Source organism: Lysinibacillus sp. NPDC056959 (genome assembly GCF_042674095.1).
Classification (GTDB): Bacteria; Bacillota; Bacilli; order Bacillales_A; family Planococcaceae; genus Lysinibacillus; species Lysinibacillus zambalensis.
The window spans coordinates 12,029-32,799 of sequence record NZ_JBHURE010000033.1 but is presented as its reverse complement, the minus strand read 5'-3'; the positions used below and the strand labels follow the sequence as shown (position 1 = coordinate 32,799).

The window sequence follows — 20,771 nt, the reverse complement described above, 5'->3', positions numbered from 1 at the left end:
ATGTTTTGCAGGGGTAGTAATTTGCAATTCAATAATTACTACTTAATAACATGATAACTTTTCCAGTTAACAATTTCAACTCTTTTTATAAAAGAATAAGAAGAACAACTTTCCATAAAAAAAACATAAACAAAGCATTTCTGCCTTATTTATGTCTTTTTTATTATTTAATTTACTAATTGATTTTTCAAAAGAATTCCATCCTGTACGACAACTCGCCCATTTTTAATGACAGTATTCGTATGATTCATGCCATAGAAATATTGCAATTGCTTGTAATTGGCAACATCCAATATAATGACGTCAGCTTGTTTACCCGCTTCAAGGGAGCCAATTTGATGTCCACGATTAATTGCGTATGCTGCATTAACGGTTGTCGCCGTTAACACTTCCTCCAGTGTCATCCCCATATGCATACAAGCTAAATTCATAATAAATGGCAGACTTAACGTTGGAGATGAGCCAGGGTTAAAGTCAGTTGAAATAGCTACAGGTACCCCTTCATCAATCATTAGGCGTCCTCTCGCGAATGGTGCACGTAAGAAGAATGCTGTTCCAGGTAGTAACACAGCAATCGTTCCAGCTTCAGCCATTTTTTGTATCCCTTCATCAGAAGCAACTAATAAGTGCTCCGCAGAAATGGCTCCTACTTCTGCAGCAAGCTCCGCTCCCTCATAAGGCTCAATTTCATCTGCATGAATTTTCGGTGTTAACCCCAACGCTTTCCCTGCCTCTAAAATGCGTCGTGATTGCTCTGGCGTAAATACACCTTTTTCACAAAATACATCATTGAATTCTGCAAGGTTTAGCTCAGCTACTTTCGGTAGCATATCATGAATGACTAGATCCACAAATTCATCTTCACGTCCTTTATAGTCACGCGGCACCGCATGCGCCCCCATAAAGGTACTAACGACATCAATGTCATGTGTAGCTTGCAATTCCTTTGTTACTTCTAGCTGTTTCTTTTCAGTTTCCCAATCCAAGCCATAGCCTGATTTTGCCTCAACCGTTGTGACACCATGCTTCAAAAACACATCTAAATGATTCATCGTTTTTACATATAAATCACCAAAGCTAGTTTCTCGTGTCCGCTTTGTTGTAGCATGAATCCCGCCACCCGCATTCATAATTTCCATGTATGTGGCACCATTGAGTCGCATATTAAATTCCTGCTCACGTGTACCTCCATGAACTAAATGCGTATGACAATCGACAAGACCCGGCATTACAATCTTACCTGAGGCGTCAATAACTTCAGCAACCTTTACAAGATCAGGGAAATCCGCTTTTAGCTGTGTAAGTGAACCTACCGCTATAATGCTATTTCCCTCCATTAAAACACTGCCATTTTCCACTATTGCAATGTCACGCATTTGTTCCTTTGTACGCGGACCTTGTACGGCACTTTTTAACGTGATCACTTCGTTGGCATTCTTGATTAAAATAGTCACTTAGCATCATCCTTTAACATTGGTATATGCACACCTTTGTTTTTCGCTGTATTAATTGCAATTTCATAACCCGCATCCGCGTGACGCACAACTCCCATTCCTGGATCCGAAATTAACACTCGTGCAATCTTCTCAGCAGCTAGCTCAGAACCATCCGCTACTAGCACTTGACCAGCATGTTGCGAATAACCCATTCCTACACCACCACCGTGATGGACACTTACCCAGCTCGCACCACTTGCTGTATTAACAAGTGCATTTAAAATTGGCCAATCTGATACTGCATCAGTACCATCAAGCATGCCCTCTGTTTCACGATTTGGTGATGCAACAGAGCCAGAATCTAGATGATCTCGACCAAAGACAATCGGTGCTGATAACTCTCCATTGGCAACCATTTCATTAACCTTCAGTGCAAAACGGTGACGATCACCATAGCCTAACCAGCATATACGCGCAGGTAACCCTTGCCATTTCACCATCTTTTGCGCCATATCAATCCAATTCACAAGACCTTCATCTTCAGCAAACATTTCTTTTGCTAGTGCATCTGTTTTATAGATGTCCTCTGGATTACCTGAAAGTGCAGCCCAACGGAATGGTCCTTTCCCCTCACAGAATAAAGGACGAATATACGCTGGAACAAAACCAGGGAAATCAAAGGCATTTGTTACACCCATCTCTTTGGCATACGCACGAATATTATTACCGTAATCGAATACTTCTGCACCTGCTTGTTGGAATTCAAGCATTGTACGAACATGCTCAGCCATCGTCTCTTTTGCTCTTTGTTCATACGTTTTTACATCACTTTTACGTAGTTCAAGCGCTTCCTCAAACGTCATGCCATTTGGAACATAGCCATTGATCGGATCATGGGCAGATGTTTGGTCTGTGACAAAATCAGGGATAATTCCGCGGTTCAATAGCTCACGATTAACATCTGCACAGTTGCCAACAAGACCAATCGACGCTGGCTCTTTTTTGTCACGTAGTTTATTGACTAATTCAATCGCTTCATCAACTGTCTCTACAAGATAATTACAGTAGCCCTCTTTAATTTTACGTTCAATTCGAGCACGTTCCACTTCGACTACTAAAATAACAGCGCCAGCCATTTTCCCAGCTAAAGGCTGTGCACCACTCATGCCACCCATACCACCCGTAAGGATGAATTTGCCGCGTAAGTCCGCTGTACCAAATACTTTTTTACCTGCCTCTACAAATGATAAATATGTTCCTTGTAAAATGCCTTGTGCACCAATATAAATCCAGCTACCAGCCGTCATTTGACCGTACATCATTAAATCACGGTCCTCTAACTCATAGAAGTGCTCCCAATTTGCCCACGACGGTACTAAATTAGAATTTGCAATTAATACACGCGGCGCATGTTCATGTGTACGGAATACAGCTACCGGCTTTCCTGATTGAATAAGAAGTGTTTCATCATTTTCTAATTCTTTTAATGACGCGATAATTTGCTCATAACTCTCCCAATTACGTGCCGCTTTACCTATTCCACCATAGACGATAAGCTCATCTGGATTTTCTGCTACTTCAGGATCTAGATTGTTCATTAACATACGCATTGCAGCTTCTTGTGTCCAACCTTTACAAGATAATTCATTCCCACGTGGTGCACGAATATTTGTTTTGACTACCATAAAAAACACGCTCCTTTAAAATAGTAAAAATGCTATTGGTGTTACGATGATTAAAGTTAATACGACACGCACAAACCAAATGGTTACAATTTGGCGCAATGTCACCGGAATTTCAGTTGATAAAATAAGTGGTATGACAGCTGAAAAGAACAAAATTGCCGAAATTGATACAACTGCCACAATAAATTTCGTCACAAGCGCTGCCTGTGTGACAACAAGTGCCGGTAAAAATACTTCTGCTAACGATAATGACAGCGCTTTTGCCGCTAAAAATGGTTCTGGAATTTGCAGTACATATGTGAATGGTACAAAAATATACGAAAGCCAATCAAAAATAGGTGTATATGTTGCAAGCACAAGTCCTAAAAGACCAACCGATAAAATCGATGGCATAACCCCCATCGTCATGATGAAGCCATCCTTTAAATTCGCCCATAAAATTTTAGTCATAGGCGGATTTTGATCAACAGCCTCCATCGCTTGACGCCACGCTTCTTTAAAACGCCCCTTTTTAACTATCTTTTCTGGCATCGGCGTCGCGCCCTCGTAGTATTCGTCCTTCATGGAACGAATCGGATAAAGGCGTACCGTTAACGCAGTGACCAAGAATGTTACAACGAGTGACACCCAGAAAAACGCATTCCAATGCTGCATCATATCCAACGTACTCGCAATGACAACCATAAACGTGACAGATACAGTCGAGAAGCCTGTTCCAATAATCACGGCCTCCTTCGCTGTGTAGCGACCTTCCATATAAAGACGGTTTGTTAACAGCAATCCAACCGAATAACTGCCGACAAATGAAGCTACTGCATCCACTGCTGAACGTCCTGATGTTTTAAAAACAGGCTTCATAAACGGCTGTGCTAAAACACCGATGTATTCAAGCAATCCGTAGCTAACTAGAAGCGCTAAAAACAAAGACCCGATCGGAATTAATATGCCTACCGGCTTAACAAGCTTCTCCAGTAAATACGGTCCAATACTTTCATCCGCTAGCCACGCTGGTGCTATATTGAAAATTAACAAAATCCCTGCAATCATACCGCCCACTTTAAGGATTGACATCACAATATTGACGGTCGACTTATTCCATTTCTTTGTTAGGAATGGATGAATCGCTCCACCTACAAGCATTATGAGCACATATGCAGTTACAAGCAGTGGCGCTTCGGTGCGAATAAAACTTACGATGTGATCAATTAAAATGGAATCCTTACCTCGCCATTCAAACGATACAAAAAAGCTGAATATTCCGACTATACTGCAGATAAACATCTTAATAGCGGAGGAGATTCGAAATTGCGAATCTCGCTCCAGCTCTCGTTGATGAAATTCCATACTACTCCCTCCGATGTAAGTGCTTTTTCTGAAAGAAATCTCTAAGTCGTCAAAACTAGTTAAAGGATTTTTTGGATTTTCTCTAGGAAGTTATTGCTTTAAAATTTACTTATACTCATTTAATAGAACATCACTCGTTAATAAATACTCTGAAAGCGCTTCAATTTCATCGCCGATAGGTTGATCTGCTAACAGTGGCGGGCAAAACTCACGCACTTTTTCTAAAAACTTTCGCGTTGTGGGAGATAACTGCTCTTCTGCTTTATCTAAATGGATCGCCTGAGATGCACAAATCATTTCTATTGCAATGACACGAGCGGCATTGTGTACGATTTGACGTACTTGGCGAGCTGATGTTGTCCCCATGCTCACATGATCCTCTTGGTTACCTGACGTCGGTATAGAATCCACGCTTGAAGGATGTGCCAATACTTTGTTTTCAGATACGATAGAGGCTGCTGTATATTGAGCAATCATCAGTCCACATTCAATACCTGGATTTGTCGCTAAAAATGGCGGCAAACCTTCATTAAGCTGCGGATTAACCATTCGTTCTGTACGTCTCTCCGAAATATTCGCCCACTCACATACACCGACTTTTAAAAAGTCCATCGCCAATGCAATTGGTTGACCGTGGAAATGTCCCCCAGACAATACTTCCCCATTTTCTAAAACAATCGGATTATCTGTCGTTGCATTCATTTCAATTTGCACGCGGTCCTCCGCATAGAAAAATGATTGCCATGAAGCACCATGTACTTGCGGAATACAACGTAGTGAATAGGCATCCTGCATACGGATTTCACCTTGCTTTGTCACACGTTTACTTCCTTCAAGCCACTTGCGGATTCGTCCACCAACAAGCTCTAATTCTGGGTGGGGTCTTACCGCTAAAAGCGCTGGATCAAATGCGGAAGTAATCCCTTTCAGTGCCTCAAGCGTTAAACTCGCTGCCATATCTGCCGCTAGCCCCATACGCTCTGCCTCGTTCACAGTTAACACGCCGATTCCCGTCATTGCTTGTGTACCATTTACAAGCGCTAATCCTTCTTTAGCTTGTAGTCGCACCGGTGTTAGTCCAGCTTGCCGTAATGCCTCACTGCCACTCATAACCTCGCCATTAAACTCCGCCTTGCCTTCACCTACTAGCACTAAAGCCAAATGTGATAACGGCGCTAAATCTCCACTTGCTCCAACTGAACCTTGAGACGGTACAATAGGATGGACTCCCTTATTTATAAGATCCAATAGCAACTGCACTGTATCTAGACGAATGCCTGAAAAACCACGTGCTAAAGCATTGGCACGTAAAACCATCATGGCGCGTACAACATCTGTTGGGAACGGTACACCAACACCTGTCGCATCTGAGCGTAATAAATTCAACTGTAAAAGCTCAATATCTTCCTCTTCAATCTTTATATTACTTAGCTTTCCAAAGCCTGTATTCACACCATAAATGGTTTGTCCCTCAGCTAAGCGTTTTTCAATGCGCTCCCTACTTAAACAGATACGCTCCACACTGTTTGCAGATAGCGCAACCGTAGCAAGACCGTTTACAATTTCCCCTATTTGCTGTCTTGTTAATGTCTTGCCATCAAGCTCGATAATAGACATCATAATGCCATCCCCCTGTTCCCTTTATAACTATGTAAAAATGCTCGTAATCAATTTAGTTATCGCTACAAAAGATAAATAACAATTACTCTATTTACATTGTACTAACTACCTTTTTCAGAAAATAGGGAATTTTAAAAGAGAATACATGAATTATTTCAGATTTTTTGATATTTTAATAATATAATCGTATTTTTTTACGAAACTAGATAATTTTAAGGTGGGTTCGTATGTATGAAATTGTTATTAATTGATAGAGACTCCGCTGACCTTTCAGGTATTCGTTGGTTTTTACATACATATTTCCCCGGGGATGTAACCATCGAAATATGTACAACTATTAATGAGGCACCTCAAAGTATCCAGCAATTCGAGCCTGACGTGATACTACTAAATATTGACCTATTCTCGAATAATCGTTTAACGGCACTTTATCGCGTTTTACAAAAACATTCAGGAACCATTTTAGCGATGACGACAGAGCCATTGTTTAAAAATGCATTAAAAGCAATCGATTTACAGGTCGCACATCTCTTCGTTAAACCAATTGATTTAGAAGTATTAAAGCAAAAGCTCACTGCTATTTCCCTTCGAACACCAAAGGCCGAAGCATTGTATCAAGAAGCTACAGATGAATCTTTTTACGATCAACTATTTTTAGATAGTAAAACTAGTACGCTAGAGACAAATATACACTTCACCATGATCGAGCCTGAGCATTCCGACATGTTTAACAAACTATACAACTGGCTTCAGCAAACTCCTATTTATTCTAGTATGAGGATTTATCCTTTATCAGAGAGAATCGTTTGCTTATTCCAAACAAATGATTTAGAGAAAGATGTTCGTACATTAATCAAGGAATGGCGGTCAACAAATAATAGCTCTTTAAATATCGGCATTTACGATGGGGAACCTACAACTATGAAGAATATGTATACATTAACGAAGCGTGCTCTTCGTCAAAGTTTTTACGAAGGTTATGGGCATATTTTTTATACGAGTAAGCAGCTGAAGACACAGCCCTTCGATCCTTTACTTACACCCGAAGAGCAACAATTATTAATAAGTAGTTTAGAGGACGGGAATATTGAAGCTGTTAAGGCATTTTTATATCGACTATTTAATGAAGGAATTTATTACGAGCAGGATGACTTACGTATTCATCTAACAAGTGTTTTAGCACAAATTCGACGCTTTATGCTGAAGTATAAATTACACGAGAAAGCTGCAATTGAGCAAAATTATCGTCAGCTTTTTCATTTAATTATTGAGCATCCTATATTTTATACCATTCAAAATGGCATCATATCATTTACACAAAAACTGATTGAATTGGCCCGTGAGGCACGTATGGAGAAACGAGCTGACTATGTAGAACTGGCCATAGAAATTATCGACCAACAGTTTCAAGACAGCGGGTTATCTTTACCTTACGTTGCTCATAAATTAGGGATTAGTCCCAATTATTTAAGTACGATCTTTTCAAAGAAGCAAGGCTTGCCACTTAAACGCTACCTGCAGCAGGTGCGAATTCATAATGCCACAAAAATGCTAGTAGAAACTGATTTTGCTATTAGTGAAATTGCCTATTTAAATGGTTTCGAAGATTCAAATTACTTCATTAAAATTTTTAAACAGCACATCGGCATTACGCCTAATCGATATCGTAAAACTTGAAAAGGCATATCAACAACGTGGAGTTCATTTCCGTTCTAACTGAGAACTTGTGCGAAAGTGTAGCGAAAGAAGGCTTATCTTCACGCGCGCGATCTCATTATCTAGTATTATTTTCAATTATCATATTTTCAATAAGAATAAATAAACAAAAGAATTCATTTGAAAGAAGTTAAATAATCCTCAAAAATGTTTAAAAAAACTTAATTTGTGGTAAAGGTTAGTCATAACCCCTTTAAATCTAGCATATATTTATAGTTTGTATCTTAATATAAATATTCTTTAACAATAATAATTATAATTTACTAGCAATTCTATTTTACATTTGTTATAGTTATTGTTGAAGAGTTTGACTCACAATTTTCTTTAGGAGGTAAACTAATATGACAAACAAAAATGATCGTAGCCGTCGTTTTACAACAGCAGGTGGCTCTCCAGTAGTAAGCAACCATGATTCAATGTCAGCAGGTCCTCGTGGTCCTCTACTTCTTCAGGATGTATGGTTAGTTGAAAAATTAGCAAACTTCAACCGTGAAGTTATTCCTGAACGTCGTATGCACGCTAAAGGTTCAGGTGCATTCGGTACTTTCACTGTAACGCATGATATTACTAAATATACTAAAGCAAAAATTTTCTCAGAGGTTGGGAAAAAGACTGAAATGTTCGCACGCTTCTCTACAGTTGCAGGTGAGCGTGGTGCAGCAGATGCTGAGCGCGATATTCGTGGCTTTGCACTTAAGTTCTATACTGAAGAAGGTAACTGGGATTTAGTTGGTAACAACACACCTGTATTCTTCTTCCGTGATCCTTTACACTTTACAGATTTAAACCACGTGGTAAAACGTGACCCACGCACAAATATGAAAAACGCTAATTCAAACTGGGATTTCTGGACTTCATTACCTGAGGCGCTTCACCAAGTAACAATCGTAATGTCTGACCGTGGTATTCCAGCTGGTTACCGCAATATGCATGGTTTCGGTTCTCACACATATAGCTTTATTAATGAAGAAAATGAGCGCGTATGGGTTAAATTCCACTTTAGTACAGAGCAAGGGATTAAAAACTTAACTGGTGCTGAGGCTGCTGAAGTAATCAGTAATGACCGCGAATCTTCACAACGCGATTTATATGAAGCAATTGAAAATGGCGATTTCCCTAAATGGAAAATGTCCATCCAAGTTATGACAGAGGAACAAGCTCGTGAATTACCATATAACCCGTTTGACTTAACAAAGGTATGGTATAAAAAAGACTTCCCATTAATTCCTGTAGGTGAATTCGAGTTAAACAAAAACGCGGACAACTACTTTGCAGAAGTTGAACAAGCTGCCTTTGCACCATCTAACATTATCCCTGGTATTAGCTTCTCTCCAGACAAAATGTTACAGGCTCGTATTTTTGCATATGGAGATGCACAACGCTATCGTTTAGGTGTGAACCACTACATGCTTCCTGTGAACGCACCAAAATGCCCATTCCGTACATTCCACCGCGACGGTGCTATGCGTTTCGATGGCAACCTTGGTTCAACTTTAGGCTATGAACCAAATAGCTATGGTGAATGGGAGCATAATTTAGACTATAAAGAGCCTGAATTACGTATCGACGGTAATGCTGGTATCCACGACTTCCGTGAAGATGACAACAACTACTTCGAACAGCCAGGTAAATTATTCCGCCTAATGACTGCCGAAGAGCAACAACGCCTATTCGAAAATACTGCTAATGATATGGCATCAGTTGAAGAGTTCATTAAACGTCGTCATATTCTTCACTGCTATTTAGCTGATCCAGCATATGGTGAAGGTGTAGCAAAAGCTATGGGTCTTTCATTAGAAGGTATGGATCTTACAAATCCATACGTGAAACAACCAACTAACGTTTAATTCTCCACATATTCCAACTATTATTGATATCCAAATCCAACTTTTTACTCCATGTGAAGGGCGACCTCACATGGAGTTTTTTTATCTTAATGACAAAATGAGGGCGCATCACCGGAAAGGAAATCAACCTATATACATGCACCCCTCTTGATGATGAACCAAAATAAGGCTCGTGCCTATGAAAGACACGAGCCCAGTCTAATAATTATTGATAAATTTGACTGCCCGCCTTTTTAAATTCCTTCGCCTTCTCCTGCATACCTTTATGGATAGCTTCAGTCGTATTTAGATCTTTTTCTTTTGCATAAGTACGAATATCCTGTGAGATTTTCATACTACAAAACTTAGGTCCGCACATTGAACAGAAATGCGCAGTTTTTGCTCCTTCTGCTGGCAATGTTTCATCATGATATTCGACTGCACGCTCTGGATCTAACGAAAGGTTGAATTGATCGCGCCAGCGGAATTCAAAGCGTGCCTTAGATAGTGCATCATCACGTTGCTGTGCCCCCGGATGCCCTTTCGCTAAATCAGCAGCGTGTGCAGCAATTTTGTACGTAATAACCCCTACACGAACATCATCACGATTTGGTAAGCCAAGATGCTCTTTAGGCGTTACATAACATAGCATTGCCGTACCATACCAACCAATCATTGCAGCTCCAATGGCTGATGTAATATGGTCATAGCCCGGAGCAATATCTGTCGTTAGTGGTCCTAACGTATAGAAAGGAGCTTCCTTACATACCTCTAACTGCTTGTCCATATTTTCTTTAATAAGATGCATCGGCACATGCCCTGGTCCTTCTACCATCACCTGTACATCATGCTCCCAGGCAATTTGCGTTAATTCCCCTAGCGTTTCCAGCTCCGCAAACTGAGCCTCATCATTTGCATCTGCAATAGAACCAGGACGTAAACCATCACCTAAAGAGAAGGCAACATCATAGGTTTTCATAATTTCGCAGATTTCTTCAAAATGAGTATATAAGAAGCTCTCTTGATGGTGATATAAACACCATTGCGCCATAATCGAGCCTCCTCGAGACACTATGCCAGTTACACGATTAGCCGTTAATGGCACATAGCGTAGCAATACCCCTGCATGAATCGTGAAGTAATCTACACCTTGCTCTGCTTGTTCGATTAACGTATCACGATATACCTCCCACGTTAAATCCTCTGCCACACCATTTACTTTTTCTAGCGCTTGATAAATCGGCACCGTTCCTACTGGCACCGCAGCATTACGGATAATCCATTCACGCGTCGTATGAATATGCTTACCCGTCGATAAATCCATAATGTTATCAGCACCCCAGCGTGTAGCCCACGTCATTTTTTCTACCTCTTCTGCAATAGAGGATGACACCGCTGAATTTCCAATATTGGCGTTAATTTTCACGTGGAAGTTGCGTCCAATAATCATTGGCTCTGCCTCAGGGTGATTAATATTAGATGGCAAAATTGCACGCCCCGCCGCGATCTCTGAGCGCACGAACTCGGGATCCATATTTTCACGAATCGCTACAAACTCCATTTCTGGAGTAATAATTCCCTTTCGTGCATAGTGAAGCTGCGTTACATTTTTGCCTTTTTTCGCACGTAAAGGCCTTCTAGATAAATCCGGAAATACATTTTCATTCATTCGTGGATCATTAGCTTTGCGGAATCCATTATCTTCTGGCTTGATCGTACGACCTTCGTATTCTTCAACGTCACCTCGTTCTTTGATCCATGCACTACGTAAAGCTGGTAATCCTTTCGTAATGTCCACCTTATGTGCAGGATCAGTGTACGGGCCACTCGTATCATAAACACGCACTGGTGCATTTTCCTCTTCACCAAAGCTTCCTGTCGTCGGACTCAAAGCAATCTCACGCATTGGCACTAAAATATCTGGTCGAGAACCTTCTACGTAAACTTTTTTACTTCCTTCAAAACTTGACATAATCGTAATATTCTTTTCGCTAACTGTTGTCATAAACTACTTCGCTCCCTTTTATATTAATATAAGGACCGAATCTAGCTCACCCAACAAAAATCAATTTCGCCTTGGCGTAATTGCGTCCGGATTTTGAATTGTGCCCGCACAATTCATTCCTTTTAAAATCCGTGACATCCGCCGGAGGCTTGTCTTCATTCAGCAGGCGTTTGGGCACCTACTAGTTAGGAAGCTTCACCGCATACATCTCATCACCTGGAAAGATAGGAGTCTTCTGCTGAATGAAGACAAAAAGCCGAATCCAAAAAAATTTTGGATCCGGCTAAGAATGTAAAGGTATAGTTATTGCAAATAACGTAGTGTGCAATAATGGTTAACTTTCCCACGCTGGTATGAGCCAGATCAGGTCCAAAGGGTCAAGAAACCTCTATGCGTTTCCCTCTCAGCCTGACTCATCAGACTCCCCTAGTTAATACTATTAAGTTTGATGCTAGTGTAGCAGATATTGCTAATAGATGGAAGCTTCATTTGATTATTTTTGGCACATTCATCAAGAATCAGCGTCAGATTAGACTTTGGCGCACAACTTCACGTTATCTGATGAATTCATATACTTTGAAGATTTATCGGAACAAAATCTCATTTTATCGGAACAATTTCAGTTTTTATCAACTATGGACAATCAAATGAGCACCTAGCCATTAGGTAAACAACAACTCCGCTACATAAATCACAATTGTCACTGTAATACAGCTCACAATCGTTGAAAATAAAACTGTTTGTGCAGCAGTTGCCGATTCTACGTCATATTCTAATGCCAGACTGGAACTATTTCGCGATGTCGGGAACGAACTAGCTATAAAAAGTGATTGTGCCACGACACCGTCAAGACCAAGAGCAAAAATGATAAGCAATGCTACGGCAGGCCCTATGATTAATCGTGTAAAACAACTAATGTATACCATCTTATTAAACATAGATTTTATTTCAAGTTGGGATAGCTGTGCCCCTAAAGTTATTAATGCTACAGCGATAAAGCCATCTGCCACATGATCTATCGGAATTTTTACGAACTGCGGTATAGGGATTTTAAAATAGTTCATAGTAACGCCAATAATAAGTGCATGAATAATAGGCATTTTGAGGAAATCCTTCAAAATTGACATACCTGATTTTGTTGAAGAAATTAAATTGTACAAGCCGTAAGTATACGTCGTCATATTTTGAAATATAACGAGAATAACTTGAATCGCTACCCCAATCGGCTGAGTCACGAAAATCATTTGGGCAACTGGAATACCATAGTTGCCTGAATTAATGAGGACAACGCTATTTTTAAACACCGCAGCCTCTGTTTTTACTAAACCGAGCCCCTTTGCTAGAAAGTGACTAAGGACCATTTGGCTTCCGATAAAGAGCAGAATAAAAAACGCAACTTCCCCTAGCACAGACAATTCTATACTCGTTTCATATAAATTCACAAAAACAGCTGCTGGCATAAAGCAGTATGTAATAAGTTGAGATAGCGCCTTTAAATTAAAACGAAATTTCCTTTGCAAAACTGCGCCAAGTACTAGAAGCACTAAAATCGGAGCTACAATTTGAAAGAAAATCATACCGAGATACACCATAGTGTTGTCCCCCTTCCCTCTCCTATAGTAGTGCTGTTTGTAAACTCGGTCAATGTACTTCAGCGTTCACTCATCCTGTCTTTTTCATCATGTCCAAACAATAGCAAAGGCTCTCGGAAGGATGATTTACCCTCTCAAACTACGAGTTATTAAAATAATTGAAGAAAAAAGGCCTATTATTTCATTAAATTAATATAGTAAAATACCCCATTTGCGCACTAAACCGAAGAAATATATGATATATTATCCATTAAATACAATGATTGGAGCGACAAAAAAATGAAGAATAAAGTATTTTCTACTTTTATGGCTACCGCTATTACAGCAACCTTAATTGTGCCTGTATCAACTGCGAATGCCACTTCTAATGATGTATCTTTAAACCACTCAGTTCAAATCGACGGGCAAGTAGCTGCAGCCAAAACAAAGGGACAAAATGTTACTATTACCAGCATCGCTAATGATAAAGTACGCACATCCAATGGCCAATTTAAAATTAGTAAGTCATTGAAGCCCCTCTTAAACACATCCAATAATGCTGCATTGGCAAATGCTGCAGCTACTATTGTCGTAAAGAACGGTGAAATTACAAGTATTACATCACTAACACTAACTAAAGGTGGAACAAAAAATAAAGCGTTAGATTTTGATGGCGGCGACGCGCAAATTGCTGGAAGCCTAACTGTAAATGCGGATTATGTAAAAGTTCAAAATGTCACTATTGAAGATGAACTTATCGTAACTAATCGTGTGAAGAAGGCCATTACAATTGATGATGTTGCTATTGGGGATACAATTACTTTTAGACCTTTATTGACTAAAAATAGTAATTGGTTAAATGTTTCTCTAAAAGATATTAAATCTCCAAACATTAACTTAAAACGTACTAAAGTGAGTGTGACTTCTGACAAAACTATTTCGAATGTCGACGTAGTTGGTAAAGTTACTGCATTTGAAGTAACGGCCAATGTTGATAAACTAACTATCGATGTTGAGAAAGATTTCACTCTTTACGGAAAAGGTACAATTGAGCAAGTGGTTGTCAAACATGGGGCAAAGGTGGCATTAAATTCGGGGCATCTAATTAACAAAGTACAGGTGGATGATAAAAAAGCCTCTGTGACATTACCTGTTTTAAATAAAACGGAGCTTAGTAATTTAGTAGCTTCACCTCCATACGTTGCAGTATCTGTTAATGGATATGACATTTCAGTAACTGATAAATGGACAACGCAGGCTGAACGTACAACATTCGAATCAGCCGTAAGCAGCGCTAGAACAGTAGTTAATAATTCTTACGCTTCTCAGGAACAAGTAAACAATGCGATTACACAGTACAAAAATGCATTAAACGTTTATCGTGCTGTGCAAAAAAGCGGAACAAAATATGTTTATGGTGATAAGTCTTCACTACAATCGATGATCAACTCTGTTCAGTATGTAAAGGTTTCTTGGAACAATGGTAATGATGTAGCTTCTTATGAACCTTGGACAACTCAAAGTGAGAAGGATGCTCTAACCTCTGCCGTTTCATCTGCTCAATATGTTGTAAATAATTACTATGCAACACAGTCTGATATTACAAATGCAATCAGCAATTTAAACTACGCCATCACAATTTATAAGAATGCACAAAAATATGGCACTTATCAATATAATGCCGATCGATCTTCCCTTTTTTCACTTATTAACTCTGTTCAGTATGTAACCGTTTCTGTAAATGGATCTGAATTATCCTACAATGTAGTTTGGACGACGCAAAGTGAAAAAGACGCTCTAGTTTCTGCTGTTTTATACGCACAAGGTATTGCAAACAATAGCTCATCGTCTCAGTCGGATATTTCGTATGCCTATCAATATTTATATAATGCCATTTCAACTTATAGGAGTAATTATAAATCTGGTGTGAATCATTGGCATTACGTTGATAAATCTTGGTTAACATCACTCATTAATTCTGTTCAGTATGTAAAAGTTTCCGCGAATGGCGATGGCTCTGATATCCCTTATTATGAACTATGGACAACAGAAAGAGAAAAACGCAGTCTAGAAAAAGCAGTTCAACACGCTCAATCCGTTGCCAGTAACGTCTATGCCTCTTCGTACGAAGTGACAGAGGCTATTAACAAATTAAACAAGGCGATCGACATCTATAAAGATGCTCAAAGTTCAGGTAAACAATAAAAAAATTGAAAGGACTTGGCACTAAGCCAAGTCCTTTTCAAACTCAAAAAATCAATTATGCCTCGGGAATCGTGGCGTCGGCTTCGATCGTAATGAGTCTTTCCGTCGCTTTGAGGGTTCTTTCCATCACTTCGGCAGTTCTTCCCGTCGCTTTGATGATTCTATCCCTTCAAAAAAAGCGACTCGCTCCCCGTTCATAGCTTCATAAGTACATAAGACACAAAGTATTTAAAAATTACATAATCAATCTACCTATTCACTTAAAATATACATGAAAAAATCCTGAGATATGATAAAATTGGTTTACCAACATATATTAGGAAATCGCTGTCTAGACACGACTCTTTTCGGCAGGTAAATAATAAACCATTTCACAAGACAATCAAAGGTTCCAACCAGGGTAAAAGACCTACATATTACCCATCACACTTATCCAAAACCAATAGGAGGTTTCCCGTATTATGAAAAACAAAAGAAAATTAGCCTTACTAGCCCTAGTTGCGGTCCCTTCACTAATCTATACTGCACCTACTACGTCGGCATCAGCAGCTACTATTACTGGCCATTCAAAAACTGCTTACATATACGATTATTATTACTACAACGCTAACGTTTCGAATGTTGTTTGGCTTATTTCAAATATTAATGATACAACAGCTTCGTTCCAAACAAATTTAGAAGCAGCCAATAAAGCCTACGATAAGTTAACTGAAACGGAAAAACAATATGTTACGAATTATTCTACGCTGTCAAATCATCGTCAGACAAAAGTTGCGTATCGTAAGCTTGCTGATCAAATTGAAGAGAAATTAGCTTCAGTGGAGTCAACTTCCGTTAATTACTACCAAAATGTTATGGAAACGAAAGATTGGTACAATACGTTAAATGCAGCCCAAAAGTCCTTTGTGAGCCCGGAATCACAAAAAATACTGACATCCTATATCACGCCCAATACATCTATCGATAAAGTGGTCAATAAAATCCAATTATTAAATTCTTCTCGCATTACCTTCCATCAGGATGTAGCGGATGCTAGAGCTGAGCTTAATGCACTTCGAAGATATTCATACGTCTATTTACCTGCTGGTATCGAAAAGATGTTATTAGATGCTGAGCAGCTTGTTGCGAAGGATAAGGCGGCAGCTAAGGAAGTAGAAAACGCTATTGCAGCTTTATCGCCTAAAACGTCTACTGCTCAAGATGTACAGGCAGCGAAAACAGCCTTCGAGGCTTTAACACCTGTGCAGCAGCAGCTTGTACCAAATGTCTGGACTTTAGTAGACTTTGTGAATGGAAAATATGATTTAGCTAAAGGGAACGGGTCGAAAAAGCCAATTTCATCGGATATAGCAGCCGTACCAGGTAAAACTACAGCTATGACGAAAAACAAAAATACCTATACAGCAAAAATCAACGTTGCAGACACGGAAAATAGTGCAGATCGCTTCGTTTTAACGACAAAATCGAACATGACTGTGATTATTCCACCACTAGGAACTCTTCTTAATGAAGATACTGGTGTTATGGAAATTAGCATTACAAAAAAATCGAATCGTATCACATTCCAGGCAACATTAAATGATAAACCAGTTGAATTTGAGGCGAACATGGAAATTATTATTAATAATTTATCACCGAATGCCTCCATCGTTCGTACCAATACCTTTGGCAAACCAGTACCAGCTGATTATTCAGTAGAAGGAAATCGTACTTTCATTCAAACAAATTCCTCTGCTTCATTCCTAATCCAAGAGTGATCTCCTAATAAAAAAATCATGCCCCTCTGCCGATACGTTGTTATTTGCAGAGGGTTATGTTTACCGCCGACTAATTTCCTGGGCTTTGTGAAAGGAACAGAAATTTAGTCTTCGTAAAAGTCCTCTAGGAGCCCCTGTAACCCCCGCTTCCTGTATTCACTTGAATGGAAGCAGCTTTCCCAGAAGGATATGATCATCTATACCCACTATTTGTTTTCACACCTTTACACCTTTCTAGTTCAAGTCATAGAATTTGTAAATAGTATAAATGACAAATATAACCAATAATATATTAAATTATCACAACAAAAAAAGAAGCACCTCCATTTCTAAAGATGCTTCCATTATTTTATTGCTAGAGTTCAATGTGCAAAATTATTAGCTATACCGGTTTTGTTATTTCTTATTCGTTAGCCAGTTTGTTAATTCCTCAACCTGAGCCAACACAGCTGTTGGGTCGTAATACCATGAGCGCTCCTCTGGCCAAACATAAAGGTGATCATTCTTTACGGCTGGTAAGCTACCCCAAACAGGATCCTTTTTGTACTCTTCCACTGTTCTATTACCATTAGATGTCAAAATAATATAATCGCCTGTATAATCTGCCAACACTTCTTCTGAAATCTCAGCCCACTGCTTTTCCATAATTTCATCTGCTACTTTGACAGGTGGCTTTCGACCAAGTGCCTGATAAACGGGCTGTCCACCACGTCCAAAATTATCACCATAGGCATAATAGGATTTGCCAGCATCTTCAATAATGGAAAAGCTCGCATCTTCTGGAATTATTGCATCCACCTGTGCTTTGGCATCGGCAATTTTCTGATCATATTGTGCGAGCCAGTCCTTTGCTTCTTGCTCTTTGCCAAGTAACTCACCAAAATATGTAAGCTCTTCATGAGCATCCTTCAATTCACCGTAAGGGATGACAACCGTAGGAGCAATTTTACTTAATGCATCATAATTTTCCCCATTTCCAGTAATAATCATATCAGGTTTGAGCGCTAAAATTCTCTCAGTCGACGGTTTTCCATACACACCGATATCTTCTACACCCTTTAATGCTTCCTTTAAATAATAGTTTTCTAAAGCCAACCCAGGAGCTCCAACAGGTTTCACATCTAATACAAGTAAACTAGCGATATACTCCTCTGCTACAATACGCTTCGGATTAGTCGGAATAACAATCTCACCATTTGTAGTCTGAACCGTTTTTGTCTCTGCTTCTTTTTTATCCTGTTCTGCAGAAGGACTAGCTGTCTTCCCTTTTTCTCCACAAGCCGTTAATATAAGCAGTATTATAAGAAAAAGTGGTGTTATGAAATTTCTATTTTGTTTAAGCAATTTTTTCCCTCCATACACATACGTTGATAATCATTCTCAATAATTGTAGAAGAATGTAAAATAACTGTCTATGTATGGAAGTGATTTGTTGCCTTGTACTTTTATGATGTCAGTACTTCCATTAATTTTTGTAATTGAGATGCTGTAGATAATGGATCATATCCATAAAATAATTCATACTGATTAATAAAATACACCTGCTTCTTTTGTACAGCCATAAGCGACTGCCATTTTTCTGAGTGTAACACTGTTAAGAGACGTTCTTTTCCGAAATCTTTTGTAGGAAGTGCCGTTATGAATATATAATCAGCAGGAAAATGAACGATTTCTTCAATATCTACTGTTAAATATCCTGTTTGTTCAATATTTTGTGTGATTATCGCATCTGGTCGACTAAAGCCTAAATCTTCGTATAGTATATGACTCCCTCGCCCATGGCTACTATTTAGACAATAAGCTGTATGACTACCTATTTCCCAAACAATAGCAGTACCTCTTGTGCCATGCTGTTGATCAAGAATATGGTTACAGAGAGCTATCTGTTCATCATATTGCTGGAGCCAGCTCTTATATACTTCTTTTCTATCAACAATATTGGCAATAAGCCCAAATTGCTCTCGCCAGCTTAACTGTCTACATGACAGCTCGAATACAGGTGCTAATGACAGTAAAAATTGTTTTTCCATGCTGCCACTGTAATTAATAATGACATCTGGACAAGCAGCTGTTATCTCCTGATAATTTGAGGCAATATCATGCTCATAGCCTTTTAATTTGTGGACCGGACTTACTTGCCTCACACTCTCCAACCAAGGAGAATATACACCTAGTTCGGGTGTAATACCGAGAGCAATGAGGCACGCTGTATGATTTGTATTAAGTGCAACTATCCGTTTTTCCTTCTTGTAATAAGCAGTAGGAGAGACCCCAATCAACTGTTTAAACTTCCGACTAAAATATGTCCCTTCACTGTAACCAACCTCTTGAGCAAGAAGATCTAATTTCGGCATATGCTGGAGTAATCTTTGCTGTGATTTTCGAATTCTCAGTAATGTAAGATAAGCACTGAATGTATAGCCCGTATGTTTGTGAAAAGTGCGAGAAAAATGCTCCGGGCTTACTTGTGCAATTTCAGCAACCTGATCACGTGTTAGCTCTTCATGGAAATACAAATCTATGTAATCAAGTACTTTTTCTATCCATAAATCATCATGCTTCTTTCGATTATCTAATTCGTTATAAAGTGCTTCTAGTAGCTCCACAAACATTCTTTGAAAATGAAACGGGTTACCAATAGAGGTATTCCTTGAAGCCTTTTGTAATTCTAGAGCTAAATTAATAATTCTATAAGAGCAGTTCAAAATCGGTTTAACATGATGCAATATGCTTGGCTTTTCATGACCATACGTACGATATTGAATGACTATGCCTCGTAATTTTGACTCTACAGTGATGAGAAAACTTTTTGCATTATCCAAAAGTAAGACGGACCCACGCGATAACTTAAACTCCTTATCATTTACTGGACATAATGCCACGCCTTCAGAAACAACAACAATACAAGGCAAAGAAAACAATTCTTCATGGTCACATATAATGTCCTCTAATCTAGTTATCTGAACAGGATAATAAACTTGTGAAATCGCCATATCCTCTTTACATTTATTTTTCTTCATATAGATGCCATCCCCTAATATACGAAATTATTCACCAGAAACTTGTTAATATTAATAGTTTTTCATTCGTACTAGCGACAGTCGATTGTCATTGTAAAGATTTCTTATTATCTCCCTAGGATTCATTCCGAATTTCTCCTTAAAAACCTCCGCGAAATAGCTAGGATTAGCTCAGATGAGCCCCTTTCCCACTATGTATCACTTGAAACTTCTTTAAAATATAATCAACGTTGTCTAGTTGTATTTCTGCACTTCCTTTTGTTGCAAATAAAAATACACTGGCAGGTAATTTATAGTTTCGCAAAGATTTATCCTTCTTCATTCTCGTATAACGTATATCGAACACTTTAATAGAGGCTTGATTCCATAAAAAAAATATGATGATCCACATTCATGGCATTCACTCATTTCTTTTGTTTGAAGTTTTCAACATAAAACATTATAAATGATAATGATAACCATTATCAATTAATCTGACAAAAAGGATGAGGTGGATTGGATAATGGAAACGGAGAAAATACATTACATATTTTTTTGCTCTGCTACCGCTCCTCCAAAGCTGATCCCCTCTTATCTATAGACACTT

At 39.0% G+C, this 20,771-nt stretch carries 13 protein-coding genes and 1 riboswitch; of the genes, 4 read left to right on the top strand and 9 right to left on the bottom strand.

Annotation, left to right across the window (positions count from 1 at the left end; genetic code table 11):
* Nucleotides 1–167: 167 nt before the first annotated feature.
* From hutI to hutH, 4 genes are all read right to left on the bottom strand, one after another.
* The gene (gene hutI / locus ACFTQ7_RS22825) at nt 168–1,454 is read right to left on the bottom strand and encodes an imidazolonepropionase (protein WP_386831387.1); all 1,287 of its coding nucleotides are present in this window, start codon (nt 1,452–1,454) and stop codon (nt 168–170) included.
* Nucleotides 1,451–3,121, bottom strand: coding sequence for a urocanate hydratase (hutU, locus tag ACFTQ7_RS22820; RefSeq protein ID WP_386831385.1), 1,671 nt, complete (start codon nt 3,119–3,121; stop codon nt 1,451–1,453). Before hutU ends, hutI begins: the two co-directional genes overlap by 4 nt.
* A 15-nt stretch (nt 3,122–3,136) precedes the next feature.
* Nucleotides 3,137–4,465: a YjiH family protein gene (locus tag ACFTQ7_RS22815; RefSeq protein ID WP_349661893.1), complete on the bottom strand. Its 1,329-nt coding sequence runs from the start codon at nt 4,463–4,465 to the stop codon at nt 3,137–3,139.
* A 105-nt stretch (nt 4,466–4,570) separates the two neighbouring features.
* A complete protein-coding gene (gene hutH, locus ACFTQ7_RS22810) occupies nt 4,571–6,085 on the bottom strand; it encodes a histidine ammonia-lyase (RefSeq protein WP_386831383.1) in 1,515 nt (504 codons plus the stop codon).
* Nucleotides 6,086–6,316: 231 nt separating this feature from the next.
* On the opposite strand from hutH, the gene ACFTQ7_RS22805 reads away from it, so the two are divergent.
* Together ACFTQ7_RS22805 and ACFTQ7_RS22800 are read left to right on the top strand one after the other, a co-directional pair.
* Nucleotides 6,317–7,762: a helix-turn-helix domain-containing protein gene (locus ACFTQ7_RS22805; protein ID WP_386831381.1), complete on the top strand. Its 1,446-nt coding sequence runs from the start codon at nt 6,317–6,319 to the stop codon at nt 7,760–7,762.
* A gap of 380 nt (nt 7,763–8,142) precedes the next feature.
* Nucleotides 8,143–9,648 (top strand): catalase, encoded by a 1,506-nt coding sequence (locus ACFTQ7_RS22800; protein WP_349661896.1) that lies wholly within the window; start codon nt 8,143–8,145, stop codon nt 9,646–9,648.
* A gap of 205 nt (nt 9,649–9,853) precedes the next feature.
* Here the strand turns inward: ACFTQ7_RS22800 and thiC are convergent, their stop codons facing one another.
* The gene (gene thiC / locus ACFTQ7_RS22795) at nt 9,854–11,632 is read right to left on the bottom strand and encodes a phosphomethylpyrimidine synthase ThiC (protein ID WP_386831379.1); all 1,779 of its coding nucleotides are present in this window, start codon (nt 11,630–11,632) and stop codon (nt 9,854–9,856) included.
* Between the two features lie 323 nt (nt 11,633–11,955).
* A riboswitch (TPP riboswitch) is annotated at nt 11,956–12,070 on the bottom strand.
* 224 nt (nt 12,071–12,294) lie between these two features.
* Nucleotides 12,295–13,224 (bottom strand): AEC family transporter, encoded by a 930-nt coding sequence (locus ACFTQ7_RS22790; protein ID WP_386831377.1) that lies wholly within the window; start codon nt 13,222–13,224, stop codon nt 12,295–12,297.
* 279 nt (nt 13,225–13,503) lie between these two features.
* Between ACFTQ7_RS22790 and ACFTQ7_RS22785 the strand changes: the two genes are divergently transcribed.
* Nucleotides 13,504–15,408 carry an S-layer protein gene (locus ACFTQ7_RS22785; protein ID WP_386831375.1) on the top strand — a complete coding sequence of 635 codons (1,905 nt, stop codon included), beginning with the start codon at nt 13,504–13,506 and terminating at the stop codon, nt 15,406–15,408.
* A 461-nt stretch (nt 15,409–15,869) separates the two neighbouring features.
* On the top strand, nt 15,870–17,165 hold the full coding sequence (locus ACFTQ7_RS22780) for a hypothetical protein (RefSeq protein ID WP_386831373.1): 1,296 nt from the start codon (nt 15,870–15,872) through the stop codon (nt 17,163–17,165).
* A 396-nt stretch (nt 17,166–17,561) separates the two neighbouring features.
* Here ACFTQ7_RS22780 and ACFTQ7_RS22775 read toward each other — a convergent pair whose 3' ends face one another.
* The 3 genes from ACFTQ7_RS22775 to ACFTQ7_RS22765 all read right to left on the bottom strand — a co-directional run bounded on the left by ACFTQ7_RS22775 (nt 17,562) and on the right by ACFTQ7_RS22765 (nt 20,489).
* On the bottom strand, nt 17,562–18,509 hold the full coding sequence (locus tag ACFTQ7_RS22775; RefSeq protein WP_386831371.1) for an ABC transporter substrate-binding protein: 948 nt from the start codon (nt 18,507–18,509) through the stop codon (nt 17,562–17,564).
* Between the two features lie 101 nt (nt 18,510–18,610).
* A complete protein-coding gene (locus ACFTQ7_RS22770; protein ID WP_386831369.1) occupies nt 18,611–20,185 on the bottom strand; it encodes an ABC transporter substrate-binding protein in 1,575 nt (524 codons plus the stop codon).
* A 166-nt stretch (nt 20,186–20,351) separates the two neighbouring features.
* The gene (locus tag ACFTQ7_RS22765; protein WP_386831367.1) at nt 20,352–20,489 is read right to left on the bottom strand and encodes a hypothetical protein; all 138 of its coding nucleotides are present in this window, start codon (nt 20,487–20,489) and stop codon (nt 20,352–20,354) included.
* Nucleotides 20,490–20,771 lie beyond the last annotated feature (282 nt).

Coding starts and splice junctions, on each gene's coding strand:
- hutU (WP_386831385.1), bottom strand. CDS start 3,121: ATGGTAGTCAAAACAAATATTCGTGCACCACGTGGGAATGAATTATCT.
- ACFTQ7_RS22815 (WP_349661893.1), bottom strand. CDS start 4,465: ATGGAATTTCATCAACGAGAGCTGGAGCGAGATTCGCAATTTCGAATC.
- hutH (WP_386831383.1), bottom strand. CDS start 6,085: ATGATGTCTATTATCGAGCTTGATGGCAAGACATTAACAAGACAGCAA.
- ACFTQ7_RS22805 (WP_386831381.1), top strand. CDS start 6,317: ATGAAATTGTTATTAATTGATAGAGACTCCGCTGACCTTTCAGGTATT.
- ACFTQ7_RS22800 (WP_349661896.1), top strand. CDS start 8,143: ATGACAAACAAAAATGATCGTAGCCGTCGTTTTACAACAGCAGGTGGC.
- thiC (WP_386831379.1), bottom strand. CDS start 11,632: ATGACAACAGTTAGCGAAAAGAATATTACGATTATGTCAAGTTTTGAA.
- ACFTQ7_RS22790 (WP_386831377.1), bottom strand. CDS start 13,224: ATGGTGTATCTCGGTATGATTTTCTTTCAAATTGTAGCTCCGATTTTA.
- ACFTQ7_RS22785 (WP_386831375.1), top strand. CDS start 13,504: ATGAAGAATAAAGTATTTTCTACTTTTATGGCTACCGCTATTACAGCA.
- ACFTQ7_RS22780 (WP_386831373.1), top strand. CDS start 15,870: ATGAAAAACAAAAGAAAATTAGCCTTACTAGCCCTAGTTGCGGTCCCT.
- ACFTQ7_RS22770 (WP_386831369.1), bottom strand. CDS start 20,185: ATGAAGAAAAATAAATGTAAAGAGGATATGGCGATTTCACAAGTTTAT.